This is a genomic window from Dyella sp. GSA-30 (genome assembly GCF_027924605.1).
In the GTDB taxonomy this organism is placed as follows: Bacteria; Pseudomonadota; Gammaproteobacteria; order Xanthomonadales; family Rhodanobacteraceae; genus GSA-30.
This window is the reverse complement of sequence record NZ_AP027042.1, coordinates 597,543-616,469: the sequence shown is the minus strand read 5'-3', so window position 1 is coordinate 616,469 and position 18,927 is coordinate 597,543. Positions and strand designations below refer to the sequence as shown.

Here is an 18,927-nt window from a genome sequence, read left to right as displayed (position 1 = left end):
TATTAGATGCAACGGGGATGAGGGCGACATGCCTATCGACGGCAGTGCCGATCAACGGCGGCGGTTGGGCAACATCCTGCGAAGCACTTCATCGCGCAGGACGAAGTGGTGCCAGAGCGCCGCGGCAACATGCAGCGAAACCAGTCCAAGCAATACCCAGGCGGCATTCAGATGCCACGCCTGCAAGGTGTCGGCGAGATCCTCGTCGGCGCTCACGAGCGCAGGCAGCGTCAGGCCGAGCAGGTGTACCGGCTTGCCTTCAGCGTTGCTCAAGGCCCAGCCGAGCAAAGGCAGGGTGAGCAGCAACGCATACAAGGCGACATGGGTCAGACCGGCCATCAGGCGAACGAGCTTCGGGAGATGCTCGTCGTGTGGCAGTTTTCCCAGCCGGAGGCGAATGCCGACGCGCGCAAGAAAAAGCATCAGCACGAACAAGCCGAAGTGACGGTGTCCTTCGAGCAACCATTGCCGCACCGCTTTCCCGTCGATCTGGTCGCGGGTCAAGATAAATGTCACGGCGGCAATGAGGCAAAACACGGTGAGCCAATGCAGCACCACCAGCTTTCGGGGTCGTGCAGGCACGCTGATCTCGGTGGGTTGCTGGGACGGGCTGTTCAGCGGGTCTTCCACGCCAGCGACGAATGCCGCGTCACCGGTCCCCTTTGGTGGAGTCTCTTTCTCCAGTCCCATGCTCAAGATGCCCTTGCGCGCCGCCGTCATCATGCCGATCCCCTTATGTAACCGTGACCCGCTTCGCACTTGCGTTGGCGCCGTGCGCAGACGGAAAGGGGCCCAATGCGCATGAGTGCCCACGAAGCCGGGAAAGGTTGCGTGGCCGAGGGAATAAAAAGACGCATCGCCCGGTAGGCCCGGCCGGCGACGTGTCGACAACGACGCAACCTTTCGCGAATGAGGCGGCACTCAAGGCAGAGAGCGGTCCTCCAAGCAATGACAACGTGGCCTAAAACATGGAAATCGAACGCATCCAGTTGCAATCGCATGGCGACAGCCGCGGCATGCTCATTGCCTTGGAGCAGGACCGAAACGTGCCCTTCGAAATCCGGCGCGTGTATTACCTGTTTGCTACAAGCCGCGACGTGCATCGCGGCCAGCACGCGCATCGTCATCTCAATCAGCTGGCGGTAGCGGTGCGTGGGTCGGTCACGTTCCTGCTCGATGACGGCACCGGGCCGGTCGAGGTCGTGCTGGACGATCCGTCGCAAGGCTTGCTGCTCGGTCGCATGGTATGGCGCGAGCTGTACAACTTCAGCGAAGACTGCGTATTGATGGTGCTGGCAGATCAGCTTTACGACCCGGCCGATTACATCGCCAACTACGACGACTTCCTGCGTGAAGCGAGCGCCCCGCTGCAACGGGAGGGCGCGGCAGCATGGCCCGGCCGCTAGTACTGATCGGCGCCGGCGAGTTCGCGCAGATCGCCTGCGAATACTTCGAGCATGACAGCGACTACGACGTGGTCGCCTTCAGCGTGGAACAGGCATACCTGACGCAACCGGTCCTGGCCGGTCGTCCCGTCGTGCCCTACGAAACGCTGGAAACGCATTACCCGCCAGGCGACGTCGAGGTCTTCGTCGCTATTCCAGCGAGCAAACTCAATCGCCTGCGCACGCGCCTCTACCAGGACGCCAAGCAAAGGGGCTATCGCTTCGCGACCTATGTCAGCAGCCGGGCGTTCGTGTGGTGCAATGCGGAGCTGGGCGAAAACAGTTTCATTTTCGAAGGCAATGTGATCCAGCCCTTTGTTCGTATCGGCAACAACTGCGTGCTGTGGAGCGGCAACCATGTGGGGCATCGCACGGTCGTGAACGACAACGTCTTTGTGGCATCGCATGCCGTGATTTCGGGGTACTGCGAGATCGGCGAAAGCAGCTTTATCGGCGTGAACGCGACCTTCAACGATCGCGTGAAAGTGGCCCGAGACAATGTGATCGGCTCGGGCGCGCTGGTGACTCGCGATACGGAGCCGGGCTTGATCTACGTCGGTTCGCCGGCGCGCGCCTTGCCCGGCAAATCCAGTCTCGATGCAGGCATTTGAAAAGCGCATGCCCGGATGGAACAAGAGAGGACTGGTCTTCGAAACCGCGCGGCACAGCGTGGGCGACTGGATGCGCCATTCGGCGCTTACGCCGACGCCGTATCGGCTCGACGATGAGCTGATACGCGTCTATGCGGGTTTTCGCGATGCCGATGGCGTCAGCCGGATCGGCTATGTCGACGTGCGTGCCGACGACCCTGCGACGATCGAGCGGGTCAGCGCCGTACCCGTGCTCGACATCGGTCGGGGCGGTTGCTTTGACGATCATGGAATGATCCTGGGCGATGTCATCGATGCGCCCGGCGGCCTGCACATGTTCTATGTCGGCTTCCAGCGTGTTGCCAAGGCCAAGTTTCTCGCCTTCACCGGCCTTGCCATCTCCAAGGATGGGGGCGAACGCTTCGAGCGCGTACAGGAAACGCCCATCCTGGATCGCGCGCCAGGCCGCAGCACGATCGGCGCCGTACATTCGGTGATTCGCGAGGATGGCCGCTGGCGCATGTGGTACGCGGTGGGAGACGATTGGGAAATCATCGACGGACGCCCCTTTCCGCGCTATCACATTCGCTACGCGGAAACGGACGATCCGAGATACCTGCCACGCGAAGACCGTGTCTGCCTGCTGCCGCGCGGCAGCGAATACCGCATCGGACGACCGCGCGTGTACCGACGCGGCGACAAATACGTCATGTACTTCACGCGCGGCAATACCACAGGCGAGTATTTTCCCGGAGTCGCCCATAGCGACGACGGCGTGCATTGGGAACGCCGCGACGAATCGCTGGGCCTGGCGCTTTCCCCAAGCGGCTGGGACTCCCGGGTCATCTGCTATCCCACCCTGATACGTCAGCGCGACAAGCTGCTGATGTTCTACAACGGGAACGACATGGGTGTGGATGGATTCGGCGTGGCCGAAGCCGATAGCGAAACTTTCGACGGTGAAGCCGATGTTCACCGTTAGACCCTATGTGCCCGCCGACGCTGGAGCCTGGGACGGGCTGGTCGAGCGTTCCCGCAACGGCAACATGCTGCATCGGCGGCCCTATATGGATTACCACGCCGATCGATTCGTCGACTGTTCGCTGGTGATCGAACGCGACGGCGACATCGTGGCTGTCTTTCCTGCCAGCGTCCGGGACAGGCAGGTGACCAGCCACGGCGGTTTGACCTATGCCGGGCTGATTGTCAGCCATGCACTGCGTGCCGAGTCGACGCTTGCGGTGTTTCAGCAGATGGGCGACCACTACCGCGCAAACGATGTGGAGCGCATCGTTTACAAGGCGGTACCACACATCTTTCATGCCTATCCCGCCGAAGAAGACCTGTATGCGTTGCACCGGTCGGGGGCGCGACTCACGCGCCGCGATCTCTCCTCGGTCATCGCGCTGCAGGAGCCGTTCGAGCTCAACCAAGGGCGCAAACGTGCCGTCGCCAAGGCAAGAAAGGCAGGCATCGAGTGCCAGGTCGGCGCTCATCTCGACGATTTCCACGCGCTGCTTTGCGAGGTGCTGCAACGACACGGAGTCTCGCCGACCCACAGCCTGCAGGAACTTTACCTGCTGCAGGCACGCTTTCCCGGGCAGATCGTCTTGCACGAGGCGCGGCGCGAAGGCGTGCTGCTGGCCGGTGTGCTGGTCTACGATTTCGGCGCCGTGGTGCACACCCAGTACCTGGCCGCTTCGCAGGAAGGGCGTCATCTGAATGCGCTGACCTTGTTGCTGGCCGAACTGATCGATCGCCAGTACGCGGATCGGCGTTACCTGAGCCTTGGCATTTCGACCGAGCAGCAAGGGGCCGTGCTCAACGAAGGCCTGGTCGCGCAGAAGGAACATTTCGGCGCTCGCGCCGTGGTGCACGATTTCTACGAGTGGGTGCTCTGATGGACGTACCCTTTCTCAGTCTCAGGGACGTCAATGCCCGTTATGCCGACGAGCTGAAGGCTGCGGCGGCACGGGTGATCGATTCGGGCTGGTACATACTCGGCGACGAGCTGGCAGCGTTCGAGCGCGAGTTCGCCCAATACAGCGGTGCACGCCATGCGATCGGTGTGGGTAACGGACTGGATGCGCTGTCGCTGATCCTTCGCGCTTACAAGGAGCTGGGCGCGCTGGCCGAAGGTGACGAAGTGATCGTGCCCGGCAACACCTTTATCGCCAGCTTTCTGGCGATCACCGAAAACCGGCTGGTACCGGTTCCAGTGGAGCCCGACCCGATCAGCTTCAATCTCGATCCTGCCTGTGTGGAAGCTGCCATCGGTCCGCGTACCCGCGCGATCATGGCCGTGCATCTGTATGGCCAGCTGGCGGATATGCCCGTACTGGCCGCGTTGGCGCAACGACATCGACTACTCCTTATCGAAGACGCTGCCCAAGCGCATGGCGCCACGAGCGATGGCCGCAAGGCCGGCGCGTTCGGCGATGCGGCGGCCTTCAGCTTTTTTCCGACCAAGAACCTGGGTGCGCTGGGCGATGGCGGTGCGGTGGTCACCGATGACAGCGCGCTCGCCAAACGCATCGCGGCGCTGCGCAACTATGGATCGGATGTGAAGTACCTGCATCTCTATCAGGGTGTCAATTCACGGCTCGACGAAATGCAGGCTGCCTTGTTGCGGGTGAAGCTGAATTATCTCGACGACGAGATCGCCTGGCGTCGCCAGGTCGCACGCCGTTATCGGGAGGGCATTCGCCATCCGCATATCCAGGTGCCCGAGTTGGCGCAGGAAGAGCGGCACGTCTGGCACCTCTTTGTCGTTCGAAGCGCGCATCGCGACGCGTTGCAGCTGCATATGCAGGCGCATGGCATTCAATGCCAAGTGCATTATCCGGTACCGCCACACCGGCAGCCGGCCTATCCGGGCCTGCACGGTCTCTCTTTGCCGGTAACGGAGCGCCTGCACGACGAGGTGCTGAGCCTGCCGATCGGCCCGACCTTGAGTGCGGATGCAGTGGAGCGAGTAATCGAAGCTTGTCAGTCCTTCGCGTGCCCGACATGAACATCGTCCGCGCCGGCTTCTACTCCGCTATTGCCACCGCCGCACGGCTGTTGGCGGGGCTGGTGGTGATCAAGCTGGTGGCATGGTTTGCCGGACCCGAGGGCGTGGGCAAACTGGGGCAATTCATGAGCCTGATGTCCTTGCTGGCGATCCTCGCCGGTGGCGGCATCAGTGCTGGCATCGTCAAGTACGTCGCTGAATATCGCAACGACCCGCAACGGTTGTCGCGGCTTCTCGCGGCCGCGCTCTGGTACGCACTGTGCGCGTCCTGCCTGATGGGTGGCGCGGCGCTCTTGTTCAGCCGGCCGCTTGCTGTCTGGTTGCTGGGCGACCCGCAGTACGCGGGGCTGATCCGCGTGCTGGCCGTGGCGCAGCTTGGCATCGCACTGGTCAACTACATCCTGGCAGTCATCAACGGTTTCATGGATGTGCGCCGGCTGGCATTTATCCAGGTGCTCGGCTCGATGTTCAGCGTCGTGATCGTGTTGTGGCTATCGCGATGGCTCCAGCTGTACGGCGCGCTGCTCGCCCTGGTGATAGGACAGGTGTTATGGCTTATTGTCGGCTTGCCGGCGTGGTGGCGAAGCCCTTATTTCCAGCGCAGCATGCTGCGGATGTATTTCGATCGCGAGATGACGCTGCGGCTGGCGGCGTTCTCGATGATGACGCTCACCTCGGCGTTGCTGCCGCCGCTGATCAATATCGCGGTCCGTGATCATCTCGCTGCCCAGTATGGCTGGGAGCAAGTGGGTTACTGGCAGGCGGTCAGCAAAGTGTCCGATGCGTACCTGCTGTTTCTCACCACCGCCATCAATATCTACTACCTGCCCAAGCTGGCGTCGACGCAGGAGCGTGGCGCGCTGGTGGCTGAGCTGCGCAATGCCTATCGCTATCTGTTGCCGGCGGTCGTTGTTCTCGCGGCGGTGGTGTATGTGCTTAGAGATTGGGTGACCGGTTTGCTCTTCAGCGCGGATTTCAGCTCTGCCAACGCGCTTTACGGGCCACAGTTGCTCGGGGACGTCATCAAGATTGCGTCGTTCATTCTGTCCTACGTCATGTTGGCCAAGGCCATGACGCGGCTGTTCGTCGTGTCCGAATGCGTCTTCGGCGCCAGCTATCTGCTGCTGGTCTATCTGTTCACTGCGCATTTCGGACTGATCGGCGCGATGTACGCCTTTGCGGTCAATTACCTGATCTACCTGGTTTTCAACGTGCTGGTCGTACGACGTTATCTGGGGGCGTTATGACGACAACTGCCGACATATCCAAGAGTCCCGCGGCGATGCCGTTGGTGTCCGTGCTGATACCGGCCTACAACCACGAACATTTCGTGCAGCGTTGCCTGGACAGCGTGCTGGAGGACCCTTATCCGGCGAAGGAGATCGTCATCATCGACGACGGGTCTACCGACGGCACCGGCGAGTTGATTGCCGAATGGGTGGCCAGGAACGGTCAGTACATTCCCGTCGAGTACGTGCGTCGGGCGAACAAGGGCATATCGGCGACCTTGAACGAACTGGCGGCGCGGGCGCGTGGCGAGTTCTTCCGCCTGGGCGCAAGCGACGACTATCTGTTGCCCGGTGGACTGGATGCGCAGGTTCGCTATCTGCTGGCGCATCCGCGCAAGGGTGCGGTGATCGGCGACTCGGTGGTTATCGATCAGGATGGGAACAAGCTGCACGACAGCGGCATGTGCGATCTACACGGCGCGGATAAGCGGCTGTATGACTCCGACGATGGCATACGCCGTGCGGTCATCACGCGCTGGGCGATCGGCGGGCCGGTCACGCTGATTCGTAAGAGCGCGCTGGAGACCGTGGCCCGCTGGAGCGAGGGCTTGCGCATTGACGACTGGGACTTGTTTCTGCGCCTGGCCGCTCGCGACGAGCTAGGGTTTATCGATGTCAGCGTCTGTGCGTATCGCCTGCATGGCACCAATCTGAGCAAGACGCGACATACCGCAACCCGCATCGTGAATCTGATCGAATCCCGTCAGGTCGCGTTACGGCGGGTGTGCCTGTTCGACGAACCTTATCAAACCCTGTTGCGGGCACAATCGCATTACATCGGCGCCAAGATCGCGTATCTGCAGCAACGCGTGGGTCCTCTGGTCTTCCATATGACGGCATACCTGGCGCTGTCCGTGTTGTCCAAGCTCAGGTTTCCTTCGACACACGCGCATGCGGAACACGTATGAAGTGGCTGCTGCGCCTACCGTCGACCTATCTGGCATTACCGCTTCTGCTGGCCTGCGGACTCACGCTGCTTGCCTACGATCTGCCTGACGGCTATCTGGAGGGCATGCTGGTGCTGGCGCTTACTGCCATGGGCGTCATGCTTGCCGATGCAGTGATGGGCAATCGCTTGCCCGCTATTGCGCAATTCCGTGCGCGTCGCTACACCGGCACGCGCGACGCTTTTGTTGCGTTGATTTTTGCGGCGGTGATCGTCCTGTTCTGTCTGCTGGATCTGACCCTGTTCCCCGTGCCGCTGCTGGACAACCCATCGTCTTACGCGACGATGGAGAATGGCCGCGAGCATATCCGGCATATCTCCGATATGTGTTGGACGCTTCCAGTTATCGGGCTGCTCTGCACAAGAAAGCGCTGGCTCCGCAACACGTTGATCGTCGTCGGCGTGATGTTTCCGATCCTGGTGATCGACCGCAACCGCATCTTCGCGTCATTGTTTTCGTTCGCACTGGTTATTGTGTTTCGGCGCGACGAGAACAAGCCGTTGCCATGGAAGACGATCGGGCTGCTGGCGTTGGTCGGCGGCAGCGTGTTTTCGATACTGGGTGCGCTGCGATCGGGATCGCTCGATACGGTTACGCTGCCTTTCAGTGCGATGTACCGCGCCGCTCCGCAGGGGATCAAGTGGCTATTGCTCTATAGCAGCGCCGGCCCCTACAACTTTGGCGCAATGGTGGCCAAGCACTACACCAACGCCAGCTTCCTCATCAATCAAGTGGTTCCGTTCAGCGGCTCGATCGCTACCGCGGGGACGGATATTCCGCTGGATGCGTCCAATATCAACGTGGGCACGGAGTTTCTGCCTTTTCTGCTCGCGTTTGGCCCGTTGGGGGCGGTCGTGGCGATCCTGGTGCTGTATGCCCTGTTGCTATGGAGCGTGCGGCGCCTTCGGCCCGCGGCCTCTTTGTTTCCCCTGCTTATTTTTCTGCGTGTTTCCTACGTATGCGTGATGTCGCCATTCGCGCCGCAGGCATTTATCTGGACGAATGTCGCATTCATCGGTCTTTGTCTGGCAATGCAAACAGCGGCCGCATTGCTGCCCAATCGAAAAGCCGACACGCCGATGCCTGCCCCCGCCCATCTTTCAACGAGCCTCTGACATGGAACAAGACGAAATCTATCTGATCGACATGTGGCGGATTTTCGTGCGTGAGTGGCGATGGTTCGTAGCGGTGCTGCTGGTGGTCCTGGCCGCAACGTTTGCCTATGCGCACATGGCCAGGCCCAAGTGGGAGGCGACCGCCTCGATACAGGTAGGGCAGGTCGGTTCGGCGCTGCAAGGCACCGATCCCAAGGTCGAATCGTTTCAGCGCGTGATCCAGCGCCTGCAGACGCTGGACTTCCAGAACGATGTCATGAAAAGCGCCGGGTTTTCGGTCAAGAGTCCGGAAGCTCAGCTTTATCGCAAGAGTTTCAAGCTGGAGCCGGAGCCCTATGCCAACCTGATCAAGGTGAGTGTGCGTGCGCTGTCGCCGGAGCAGGCCAGGCAGTTCGCTACGGCGACACTTACCCAATTGCAGGCGATTCATCAGGGCCTCGAAGCCTTGCCGCTGAAGCTCGCCAAGGAGCGCCTCGATGAGATCCAGACTGAGCTGCAGAGTGCCATCGCCGATCGGGATCGATTGCTGCATGCGGCCGGACAGGGCGGTAAGGACGAGACGACGCCAGCGGTTGCCGCGATTTTGCTGTCGGGCAAGAACGAGGACATTCACACCCTGCAGATCGCCAGAAGCGAACTTATCAATCGCCTGAGCCCGAACTACACCTTTGAGACATCGCTGGCCTGGCCGATTCGTGTGTCGGATTGGCCGGTGTCGCCTAACCTCGTGCTGACCTGGGGTATCGGGGTGTTCTTTGGGCTTTTCATGGGGGCGTTGGCGGCTATCGGCAGGAATGTTGCGCGGCGCTAGATCAGGAGCGCCCCCTCACCCCAACCCTCTCCCCTGGCTTCGCCGGGGAGAGGGTTGGGGTGAGGGGGGCTCTTCAACTACCACCCGATTCAACCAAAGCACCCGATATCGGCACTCACCACGTACACGAACGAAAAAGGCCGGTGACGCAGGGATGAGTATGACCGTACAACACAAGCTCGAAACCGGAGACACTTCGCTCGACGAGTCGCAGTTGCTCGAGACGCAACGCGCCTTTGACAGCGTCGCGGCCGATTACGACGGCCCGCGCGGCAACAACGAGCTGATCCAGCGCATGCGCATCACCTTGTGGGACACGGTGCACAGTGAGCTCTCCCCCGGTGCCCGCTTGCTCGACCTGGGCTGCGGCACGGGTATCGACGCGGTCGAGTTCGCCCGGCGTGGTTTTCGCGTCGTTGCTTCGGACTGGTCGCCGCAGATGGTCGAGCGTGCGCGTGCGCGCGCCGAAGCATCGGCACTCGAGTCGCGTGTCACCGCCGTGCATCTGGGCATCCAGCAACTGAATCAACTCGAGGGCGAGTTCGACGGCATCTATTCGAATTTCGGTCCATTGAACTGCGCGCCGGATCTCGCCGCCGTTGCCAACGAATGCGCGCGCCTGCTCAAGCCTGGTGGCCGGATGGTTTTTTCGGTGATGGGTCGGATCTGCCCCTGGGAGCTGGGGTATTACGCACTGCGCGGTCGCTTCAAGCGAGCGGGCGTGCGTGCCGCGCGCGGCGCGACGGCGGTGGGCATGAATCGTCATACGATCTGGACGTACTACTACCTGCCGCGTGAGTTCTACAAGCCGTTCGCTGAGCACTTCTCGCTGGCAAGCTATCGCGCGCTGAGTCTGTTCCTGCCGCCGCCCTATCTGGTCGATTACTACCGGCGGCGTCGTAACTGGTGCGAGCGGCTGGGACGACTCGACGACCGCTGGGGTGCGCTGCCCGTGTTGCGTGACATGGGCGACCATTTCCTGATCGTGATGCATCGGCGCTGATCGCCATGAACGCTCTGCACGCGCCGACCGACATCAGCCTTTACCGCGCAACTTCGATGACGTCGGCAGGGCCATCGCGGGAGCCGTTGTCGATTCGAGCTGGCCGCATCGACGCATCGGTGGCTGCAGGTGCCTATCGCGTCGAGCTGCGCGATCACCTGATCTTTCCCGGTCTGATCAACGCGCACGAGCATCTGCAGGTCAACTGCGTCCCGCCTTTCCGGAAGGGCGCTCCGTTTCCCAACAGCTACGCCTGGATTGCGGCCTTTCAGAAGCATTTCGAGAATCCTGCCGTTATCGCTGCGCTGCATGTTTCGAAGGCATTGCGGCTCAAGCACGGTGGGCTGAAGAACCTGCTGGCCGGCACCACCTGCGTGGCGCACCACGATCCCTGGCATCCGACGCTCGATGCGGCTGATTTTCCAGTCACGTTGCTGCGCGACTTCGGTTGGAGCTACACCCTGGCCGGTCCCGGCTATGGTCCGCCACTGGAACAGAGCTTCGCCGCAACGCCGGCCGATCAACCGTGGTTCATCCATCTGGCCGAAGGCACGGACGCAACGGCACAGGCTGAATTGTCGCAATTGGATCAGATCGGTTGCCTGGCACCCAACAGCGTGCTGATTCACGGCGTAGGGCTGCGTGAGCAGGACATCGATCGCGTCATTGCGGTAGGCGCCTCGGTGGTGTGGTGTCCGGGCAGCAATCTTGCCTTGCTCGGGCAGTCACTCGATCCACGGCGTCTTCTGGCTGCCGGCCGGCTGGCCCTGGGTAGCGATTCACGACTGAGCGGCGCACGCGATCTGCTTGCCGAAATGCGCGATGTCGCTGCGCGCGGAGAACTGGACGCCGGACAACTGTTAGCGCTGGCGACGACACATGCCGCACGCGTTCTTCGGATGCCGTTGCACGGCAGTCTTACACCGGGTGGTCCGGCCGACATGGTGATCGTCGAAGACCGCGGTGGCGACGAAGTCGAAAGCCTGGTCGGCATCGAGCGCAGCCAGATTCGCGCCGTGGTGCACGCCGGTGTGCCGCGTATCGCCGACCCCGACTTCATCGAGTGGTTTGCTGCCGCAGGCGTGGAGACCGTGCCGGTGATGCTGGACGGCAAGCCGAAGCTGCTGGCCAAGACTCTGGCCGATCCGGCATTGATGGCGCTCGAACCTGGGCTTGAGCTGGTCACGCACAGCAATGAGCGCGATCGCAGCGTTGAAGCGCGGTATCACTGATGTCGCGCCCGCACATGCTCGCACCTGCACAGGCATACGCGCTTTGGGCCGCCAGCTATCCCGCGCATGCCCACAATCCGGTCATGCACGCCGAAGAGCGCGCCATGCTCGAACTGATGCCCGAGTCCTTGTATGGGCAGGCCGTGGTGGATGCAGGCTGTGGCAGCGGCCGCTACATGCTGCATGCGCTGCGCCGTGGCGCGGCATGCGTCACGGGTGTCGACCTGTCGCCGGAGATGCTCGAACGCGCCGATGCGGAACTGAGTGTCGAGCGACACGGCGTACCGGTCGAACTGCTGCAGGGTAGCGTTACGGCATTGCCCGTGGCCGATGCCTGGGCGGACCTGACGGTCTGCGGCCTGGTCGTCGGCCATGTCGAGGATCTCCACGCTTCGCTTGCCGAGCTGCACCGCATAACCCGGCCGGGTGGGCGCCTGTTGTGCAGCGACGTGCATCCGATCGGGCACGCGCTCGGCTGGGTTCGCGACTTCAAGTCGGGCGATGAGCGCTATGCCGTGCAGCACACGCAACATCTCTACAGCCATTGGCATGCCGCCTGCGCCACGCTTGGGTGGCAGATCGAGCGTGTGCTGGAACCGATGCTCGATCCGGCCGATATCCCGGTCGGTGCCCGCTTCGATCGCATGGCGCTCGAAGTGCCCGTTGCGCTGGTATTCCAGCTGCGTCGTCAGCCCTAACCCCCACGCGCACCCCGCCCATGACACATACGCCCCACACACTGCTGATCAATCCGACGATTACCTCGCGTGCCAGCGCGCGGTTCCCGTTGTCGCTGCTGCATCTGGCGGCGACGCTGGATCGTGCAGGTAGCAGTCAGATCATCGATGGCAATGTGGAACGCGATTTCATTGCCGAGTCGCTGCGAACCATCGAGCAAGGCCGCGTCGACGCGGTTGGCATCAGCGTGATGGGTGGCCCGCAAATGGCGCCGTCTATCGCGGTATCCACGGCGATACGCGAGCGCTTTCCTCAATTGCCGATTATCTGGGGCGGTTATTTTCCGACGCTCTATACGGACACGGCACTGGCTGCGCCCTATGTCGACTACGCCATTCGTGGGCAGGGCGAAGAGAGCCTGCCCGAGCTGGTCTCGGCGATCCATCGCGGCGCGGCGCCCGATGCGCTGGCCAGGATCGGCAGCCTGTCGTGGAGAAACGACGGCGCCGTCGTGCATAACCCGAATCGCCGTTTCACGTTGGGTGACACTGGAGTGGTACTCCCCTATGACAAGCTTGGCGATCCGCGTCGCTATCTCGCGCCAACCTTTCTCGGTCGACGCACGGTTGCGCACCAAGCGGCGATCGGTTGTCGTTTTCGCTGTACGTTCTGCGGCGTCAACGCGATGTTCGGCGGCACCACCGTGCTGCCGGCCGCCGCGCGCCTGGAGCGCGACCTGAGTTATCTCAAGTACGAAGTCGGCGCCGACTCGGTTCAGTTCTTCGATCACAACTTCTTCGACCGCGAAGTGGACATGATTCCGCTGCTCGAAGTCATGGCCAAGCTGGAAATGCCATGGTGGTGCTATGCGCGCTCCGATGCCCTGCTGAATCTCAAGGAGAGCACCTGGGAGCTGGTGCGCAAGAGCAAACTGCGCATGGCCTATATCGGGGCCGAATCACCCAGCGGTCAGATGCTCAAGGAAATCCGCAAGGGCACGCGGCCGGACCAGACGCTGGAGGTTGCCGAGCTGTGCCGGCGCAATGGCGTGATTCCCGAGCTGTCGTTCATGGTCGCGCCGCCCGAGAACACCGTGGAAGAAACCGAGCACACCTTCGAGTTCATCCGCGACTTGAAGCGGATCAACCCGGAGTCGGAGATCATCGTCTACATCTACACGCCGTTGCCCGAGAGCAGCAAGCACGAAAAGGATCGTGGCAAGCGGGCATCGATGCCTCTGCTCGATCTCAACGGCGAGCCGGTGATTTTTCCCAAGACTCCGGAAGAGTGGATGGAGAAGCGCTGGGTCGACTACGCCTGCCACGCCGATGCACCCTGGCTGGACGACAAGCTGCGCCAGCACATCCACGACTTTGTGACGGTGCTGCGCTGCCGTTTCCCGACGGTGCAGGATCTGCGCTCGCCGCGTTGGGCCAAGCGGAGCCTGAGCGCGATCGCATCGTGGCGCTATCGCCACCGCCGTTACGACAAGCCGTGGGAACTGAACCTGGCCAATCGGCTGGTGAAGTTGCGCATGCCGCAGGTTTCGGGTCTTTAACGGGGGCTGCTTGCGCGTTGCACAGATCAATTTCCCGCTGGCCCCATCGGACTGCACATCGGAGCAGTTGTTCGAACGATGGCCTTCGCTGGCCGATATCCCCGAAGCGGCGGCCAGCGCCGGCACCCGGGTATCGATGATTCAAGCGGCGACGCGCGAAGAGCGTTTCACGTGGCATGGTGTCGATTACTACTTTATCGACGTCAGCGGAGCGACTGCCGCAGCCAGCCGTGCTGACCGGTTTGCCTCAGTGCTGGGCGATATCAAGCCCGACGTATTGCACGTGCATGGCCTGGGATTTGCCGAGGAGGCATTTGCCATATCGCAGCGCTTGCCGCAGCTGCCGCTCATTTTTCAGGATCACGCCGATCGGCCGCCCCGTTGGTGGTGGCATCGCTCGAAATGGCGACGTTGGTACGCGTCGGCGTCGGGCGTCGTTTTCACTGCGCTTGCGCAGGTACAACCGTTCACGCACGCCGGCTTGTTCGGACCGTTGACACAATTTTTCGCGATACCCGAGTCGAGCAGCCGCTTTGGCCTGAGCAACCGCGCCGATGCGCGCGCCACCACGGGACTTTATGGCGACCCATGCGTGCTATGGGTCGGACACCTCGCTGCGGGTAAAGACCCGCTGACCGTACTCGACGGCATCGCGCAAGCTGCGAGTGGACTGCCGGACCTGCAGCTGTGGTGTGCTTTCGGTAGCGCGCCGTTGCTCGAAGACGTGCACAAGCGCATCGATCACGATCCGCGACTTGCGGGCCGTGTGCATCTGATGGGTAAGGTGCCGCACGCGCAGATCGAGACCCTCATGCAAGCCGCGGACCTCTACGTCTCGGGCAGCCACGCCGAAAGTTGCGGCTATGCCTTGCTCGAGGCGCTGGCTAGCGGAACCACGCCGGTGGTCACGGATATCCCTTCGTTTCGTGCCTTGACCGGTGACAGGCGTATCGGACATCTGTGGCCACCTGGCGATGCGCAGAGGTTGGCTGAGTCGTTGGTGCGTGCTGCATCAGCACCGCTTTCCCCCGAGCAGATCCGTGCTCATTTCGATGCCACGCTCTCGTTCGCCGCCGTTGGCCGCCAATGGGCCGATGCCTATGCGCAGGTGCTCGATGGGCGGTTGAGGAGGACAGGGTGAAGCTTGCGCTGGTTCTTCCCGGCGGTGTGGATCGCACGGGCGAGTACCGTGTGATACCGGTCTTCCTGGCCTTGATCGAGCGCCTGGCGCGTATGCACGAGGTGCATGTCTTCGTGCTGCGACAGGAGGCGGCAGCGGCCGAGTGGGATCTGGTGGGCGCGCGCATTCACAACATCGGCGATGGCTGGCCGCGCGCACGCGCGATCGCGGCGATTCGTGCCGAGCATCGCCGCGCGCCGTTCGATCTGGTTCATGCGATCTTTTCCGGTTCCTGCGGTTTTGTCGCGGTCGCCGCGGCCAAACTGCTGCGTCTGCCAAGCCTGGTACATATCGCCGGCGGTGAGCTCGTGGCGCTGCATGCGATCGGTTACGGCGGGCGACAGAAATGGAAAGGTCGTCTGCGTGAGGCGGTGGTGTTGCGTTGCGCCGATATCGTTACCGCAGCCAGTGCGCCGATCATCGACTCGCTGCAGACGCTGGGCATCGACGCCGAACGCGTGCCGCTCGGCGTCGACTTGCAGGCGTGGCCTCCGCTGGAACCGCGCAGGCGCGATGCAGCGCGCGCGCGATTAATCCACGTAGCGAGTCTCAATCGGGTCAAGGACCAGTCGACCTTGCTACAGGCATTGGCGCTGCTGGCCAAGGCGGGATTGGACTTCGAGATGGATATCGTCGGAGTGGACACCCTGCAGGGCGAGATGGAGCGGCTTGCCCGACAGCTCGATCTGGAGCGGCATGTTCGCTTCCTCGGCTTCAAGACCCAGCGCGAACTGCGCCCGATCATGGCGACGGTCGATCTGCTGGTCATGTCGTCGCTGCACGAAGCCGGCCCTCTGGTATTGCTGGAGGCCGCATTGGCCGGCGTACCCACCGTCGGCACCGCGGTGGGACACATCGCGGAATGGGCGCCTCTTGCGGCATGGGCGGTGCCTGTCGAAGATTTCGCTGCGCTGGCTGGTGCGATCCAGCAGGCGCTCGCCGATGAACCGCTGCGCCTGGAATTGGCGCAAAGGGCACAGCATCGCGCGATGCTGGAAGACGCCGACTATACGGTGCGAGCGTTCGGCGCGTTGTACTCGCGGCTGCTCGACAAGGCGGATTGATCCGTCGGCCCGAAATGTTCCATCGCCGCGCGCACCACATAAAGCGTGTCCATGCGCGGCACGGGTTGGGTGAGCCAGGTCAGCACGCGTCGCCCATGTTTCAGCTTCACCCAGCTCTGCCCTTGCAGCCAGACCTGGGTGCGAATCATGTCGGCACGTTCCTGCACGGCCTCCTGCGAGGGTCGGATACGGTTCGACACGTAGCTCACGACATCGCGTAGCGAGCGCGACCATTCGAGGCCGGCGAACGCATGCAACCACAGTTCCGAACAGGAAACCCGGGTCGCCGTCTGGCGGCGCGCGATCGTTCGCAGCAGCCTGGGGCAGTCGCGTTCGATTCGCGCCAACACATTCGCGGGGACGGCTTGCTGGTAGTAACGCGCAACCAGTCGCAGCGGCGGTAACGCCCACCATGGCGTCTGGGCGGACTGCGTATCCCATAGCGTGTTCCAGTCGCCAGGGAGCATGCGCGTCGCCAGCAGCGAGATATCGTTGAGATGGATCAGGCGCAGGCTGCGTCCACAGATGTTGCCTGCCGCATGCAGCAGCAGATGATTCATCAGCGCGCCGAGCGACGGGTAGGGATTCAAGCCCGGTCGAGCGTCGCGCGGATAGATGCATTCGGTGATATCGACGGTGGCTATCGGCAGACGCTCCTGGATGCGCGTGTGCAGCTCGATATTGATCGGCGTATCGCGATGCTCACCCAATCCCGTCACGTGCTGGCCGTCCGCGGGCTTGAACACGCGGTGCTTCCATTGCACGAACGATTCGACATAGCCCAATTGCAGCAGCAGTGCGGTCGCTGCTTCGACATCGCTTTCCCGAACCAGTAGATCGATATCGGCCATGGGCCGATCGCCTGGCGCATAGAGTCCCAGCGCATGTAACGCGGAACCCTTCAAGGGAACGATAGGAAGCCTGGCGTTCCGAGCACCGATATCGATCTTTCGCAGCATCTCCGCGATGCGCTGGTAGCGATGCTCCACATGGTCGCGCTGGCTGGCGAGAAACTGTCGCCATGTCGGGTTTTGCCATGCCGAGGATCGGCTGAGCAGTGGTGCGATGCCGTGCGCTGCGGCCGCCGCCGCTGCCAAGCGCCATTCGAGATCGCTCCACTTGGGCGTGCTATGGCCCGGGCGCGCCGAAGCCAGTTCCATGGCAAGCGCTTCGGTGGTGCGGCGCAGGCCGGCCTTAACGATTTTGAGCGGTGGCAACATGGCGGATCGTCTGGGTCTGGCTTGCTGCGGAGGAGGTGGTGCGGTCACTGCGATGCGCTTGTTCGCTGGCGATCAATGCATCCCAGCGTGCGTCGAGCGCAACGCTGGCCTGGTGATAATGCTCGGGCAGGTCGGTGGCTTTGCTTTGCTGCAAGGTGACCTGCTCATGCAACAGGTCGCGCACGCTGCGATAGAAATCGGAGTCATAGGCGCCGCGGAACATCATGGCGAGATCGGCACTGTCCTGCCAATGCGTTTTCTCGCCGAGCTGTGCTTTGACCTGCTCGTAGAACTTCGTGCCCGGCAGCGGATACGACACGCTGACGCCAATATCGTCCGGCGCGGCCTGTGCCACCAGGTCGCGGGTCAACAACAGGTCGGCCAACTGTTCGCCCAGATAACCCAGCTGAATAAAGAAACCGACGCGGATGCCGTGTTCACCCAGCCGTTTGCGTGCCTCGATCAGCTCGGCGACCTTGGTGCCCTTGGTCATGCTGTCCAGCACGCGCTGGCTGCCACTTTCCGCGCCGATCCACGCTTCCGTGCAACCGGCGTGCGCAAGCGCCTGGGCCATGCGTTCGCTGGACAGGTCCGCGCGCGTCTGGATGGTGAACGGCACCGAGCCATCAGCAGCGCGCAGGTGCTCGCCGAATTCGGTGACCCAGTCGATATGAAACCCGAAGATATCGTCGGCCATCCAGATGTGATCGGGCTGGAAGGTCTGCTTCAGATACGTCATTTCAGCAGCCACGTCCTGGGCACTGCGTTGCTTGTAGTGATTTCCCCAGATCGGCTTGGCGCACCAGTTGCAACGGAACGGGCAACCGCGCGACGCGGCCATGTTGAGGCTGAAGTAGCCGTGCCGTTCGTGCCACATCGTCCGATAGCGCTCGATGTCGAGCAGATCCCAGGCCGGGCGCCCGACGACGCGAGGGTCGGGTGGCATCACGCCGACGCGCGTGAGTTGCGTCTGCCCGGCAACCAGCGTGGCGATACCGGTGATACCGCCAACCCAGTCTTCGGTCTCGATACCTGGGTTGTGCTGCAGTCGTTCGATCAGTTGAATCAGTGCACCGACACCTTCGCCGATCAGCACGGCGTGGGCACCCGCCGCGAGAAACGCGTCCGGGTGATCGGAGGCATCCGAGCCGGCGACAATCACCCGCGCACCGGCGGCGCGCGCCTCGGCAATCATCTGGCAGGCGGCTTCGCGCATGCGGCCAAGACACATCTTGGTCAGAAAGTTGAAATTGTCTTCGTAGAAAACCACGACGTCTGGCTGCGCCGCCTGCAGCGAGCTTGCATAGTCCTCGACACCGTCGGCCAGCATCGCGTCGAACAGGGAGACAGTGTGCCCAGGCTGTCGCAGCATGGCGGCGATCTGGATCGTGGCCAGCGGGGGATAAGGCTTGCCGCGCTCCCACTGCTTTCGGTCGTACGTCAGAAAGTAGGAGTGGCCGACCTGAATCTTTAGCATCTGGGGGGAGCCTTAGGTCATAACAGGGAATAAGCCGCGGCACGTGGCGATGAGGCTCTAGGACCCCAGGCTCGGCGCTGCATGGACGTGAGTGCCCGATCGAGGCCCGTGGGTTGCCTCGTGGCAATAAAAACTGGAAGTCCCGTAGGGCTGGCGAGAGGCAACCTTTTTCTTGCGAAACGGCACTCAACGTTCAGGCTGGGTGCGTACGCCGACCCGGTGCGATCGAATCGCTGAAACTGCCATCAACGAGGCGCCTTTGACTCCCCGCTACGACGTCAGCGATCTCATGGCCGACCCCTTTT

18 protein-coding genes are annotated in these 18,927 nt (G+C 62.3%); 15 read left to right on the top strand and 3 right to left on the bottom strand.

Annotation, left to right across the window (positions count from 1 at the left end; translation table 11 throughout):
* Positions 1-51: 51 nt before the first annotated feature.
* The gene (locus tag QMG46_RS02870; protein WP_281850950.1) at positions 52-723 is read right to left on the bottom strand and encodes a cytochrome b; all 672 of its coding nucleotides are present in this window, start codon (positions 721-723) and stop codon (positions 52-54) included.
* A 245-nt stretch (positions 724-968) separates the two neighbouring features.
* Here QMG46_RS02870 and QMG46_RS02865 point away from each other — a divergent pair, with 245 nt between their 5' ends.
* The 15 genes from QMG46_RS02865 to QMG46_RS02795 all read left to right on the top strand — a co-directional run bounded on the left by QMG46_RS02865 (position 969) and on the right by QMG46_RS02795 (position 15,925).
* Complete coding sequence (locus QMG46_RS02865; RefSeq protein ID WP_281850949.1) at positions 969-1,406, top strand: sugar 3,4-ketoisomerase; 438 nt, start codon at positions 969-971, stop codon at positions 1,404-1,406.
* The gene (locus tag QMG46_RS02860; protein WP_281850948.1) at positions 1,391-2,056 is read left to right on the top strand and encodes an acetyltransferase; all 666 of its coding nucleotides are present in this window, start codon (positions 1,391-1,393) and stop codon (positions 2,054-2,056) included. Before QMG46_RS02865 ends, QMG46_RS02860 begins: the two co-directional genes overlap by 16 nt.
* Positions 2,057-2,063: 7 nt before the next feature.
* Entirely contained in the window at positions 2,064-3,017 is a 954-nt protein-coding gene (locus tag QMG46_RS02855; RefSeq protein ID WP_281850947.1) for a glycoside hydrolase family protein, read from the top strand.
* The gene (locus QMG46_RS02850) at positions 3,004-3,936 is read left to right on the top strand and encodes a GNAT family N-acetyltransferase (RefSeq protein WP_281850946.1); all 933 of its coding nucleotides are present in this window, start codon (positions 3,004-3,006) and stop codon (positions 3,934-3,936) included. Before QMG46_RS02855 ends, QMG46_RS02850 begins: the two co-directional genes overlap by 14 nt.
* Positions 3,936-5,048, top strand: a complete 1,113-nt coding sequence (locus tag QMG46_RS02845; RefSeq protein ID WP_281850945.1) for a DegT/DnrJ/EryC1/StrS family aminotransferase — start codon at positions 3,936-3,938, stop codon at positions 5,046-5,048. The genes QMG46_RS02850 and QMG46_RS02845 overlap by 1 nt, the downstream gene beginning before the upstream one ends.
* Entirely contained in the window at positions 5,045-6,295 is a 1,251-nt protein-coding gene (locus QMG46_RS02840) for an O-antigen translocase (RefSeq protein WP_281850944.1), read from the top strand. The genes QMG46_RS02845 and QMG46_RS02840 overlap by 4 nt, the downstream gene beginning before the upstream one ends.
* The gene (locus tag QMG46_RS02835; protein WP_281850943.1) at positions 6,292-7,245 is read left to right on the top strand and encodes a glycosyltransferase family 2 protein; all 954 of its coding nucleotides are present in this window, start codon (positions 6,292-6,294) and stop codon (positions 7,243-7,245) included. The genes QMG46_RS02840 and QMG46_RS02835 overlap by 4 nt, the downstream gene beginning before the upstream one ends.
* Positions 7,242-8,399, top strand: coding sequence for a hypothetical protein (locus QMG46_RS02830; RefSeq protein ID WP_281850942.1), 1,158 nt, complete (start codon positions 7,242-7,244; stop codon positions 8,397-8,399). The genes QMG46_RS02835 and QMG46_RS02830 overlap by 4 nt, the downstream gene beginning before the upstream one ends.
* A 1-nt stretch (position 8,400) precedes the next feature.
* Positions 8,401-9,210, top strand: coding sequence for a Wzz/FepE/Etk N-terminal domain-containing protein (locus QMG46_RS02825; protein WP_281850941.1), 810 nt, complete (start codon positions 8,401-8,403; stop codon positions 9,208-9,210).
* 160 nt (positions 9,211-9,370) lie between these two features.
* Positions 9,371-10,213 (top strand): class I SAM-dependent methyltransferase, encoded by an 843-nt coding sequence (locus QMG46_RS02820; RefSeq protein ID WP_281850940.1) that lies wholly within the window; start codon positions 9,371-9,373, stop codon positions 10,211-10,213.
* 5 nt (positions 10,214-10,218) lie between these two features.
* Positions 10,219-11,445: an amidohydrolase family protein gene (locus QMG46_RS02815; RefSeq protein WP_281850939.1), complete on the top strand. Its 1,227-nt coding sequence runs from the start codon at positions 10,219-10,221 to the stop codon at positions 11,443-11,445.
* On the top strand, positions 11,445-12,143 hold the full coding sequence (locus QMG46_RS02810; RefSeq protein WP_281850938.1) for a class I SAM-dependent methyltransferase: 699 nt from the start codon (positions 11,445-11,447) through the stop codon (positions 12,141-12,143). The genes QMG46_RS02815 and QMG46_RS02810 overlap by 1 nt, the downstream gene beginning before the upstream one ends.
* Positions 12,144-12,163: 20 nt before the next feature.
* On the top strand, positions 12,164-13,681 hold the full coding sequence (locus QMG46_RS02805; protein WP_281850937.1) for a B12-binding domain-containing radical SAM protein: 1,518 nt from the start codon (positions 12,164-12,166) through the stop codon (positions 13,679-13,681).
* 10 nt (positions 13,682-13,691) lie between these two features.
* Complete coding sequence (locus tag QMG46_RS02800) at positions 13,692-14,822, top strand: glycosyltransferase family 4 protein (RefSeq protein ID WP_281850935.1); 1,131 nt, start codon at positions 13,692-13,694, stop codon at positions 14,820-14,822.
* Positions 14,819-15,925: a glycosyltransferase family 4 protein gene (locus QMG46_RS02795; RefSeq protein WP_281850933.1), complete on the top strand. Its 1,107-nt coding sequence runs from the start codon at positions 14,819-14,821 to the stop codon at positions 15,923-15,925. The genes QMG46_RS02800 and QMG46_RS02795 overlap by 4 nt, the downstream gene beginning before the upstream one ends.
* Here the strand turns inward: QMG46_RS02795 and QMG46_RS02790 are convergent.
* Entirely contained in the window at positions 15,868-17,145 is a 1,278-nt protein-coding gene (locus tag QMG46_RS02790) for a nucleotidyltransferase family protein (protein ID WP_281850932.1), read from the bottom strand. The two genes, QMG46_RS02795 and QMG46_RS02790, sit on opposite strands and share 58 nt — an antisense overlap.
* On the bottom strand, positions 17,120-18,622 hold the full coding sequence (locus tag QMG46_RS02785) for a B12-binding domain-containing radical SAM protein (protein WP_281850931.1): 1,503 nt from the start codon (positions 18,620-18,622) through the stop codon (positions 17,120-17,122). Before QMG46_RS02785 ends, QMG46_RS02790 begins: the two co-directional genes overlap by 26 nt.
* Positions 18,623-18,927 lie beyond the last annotated feature (305 nt).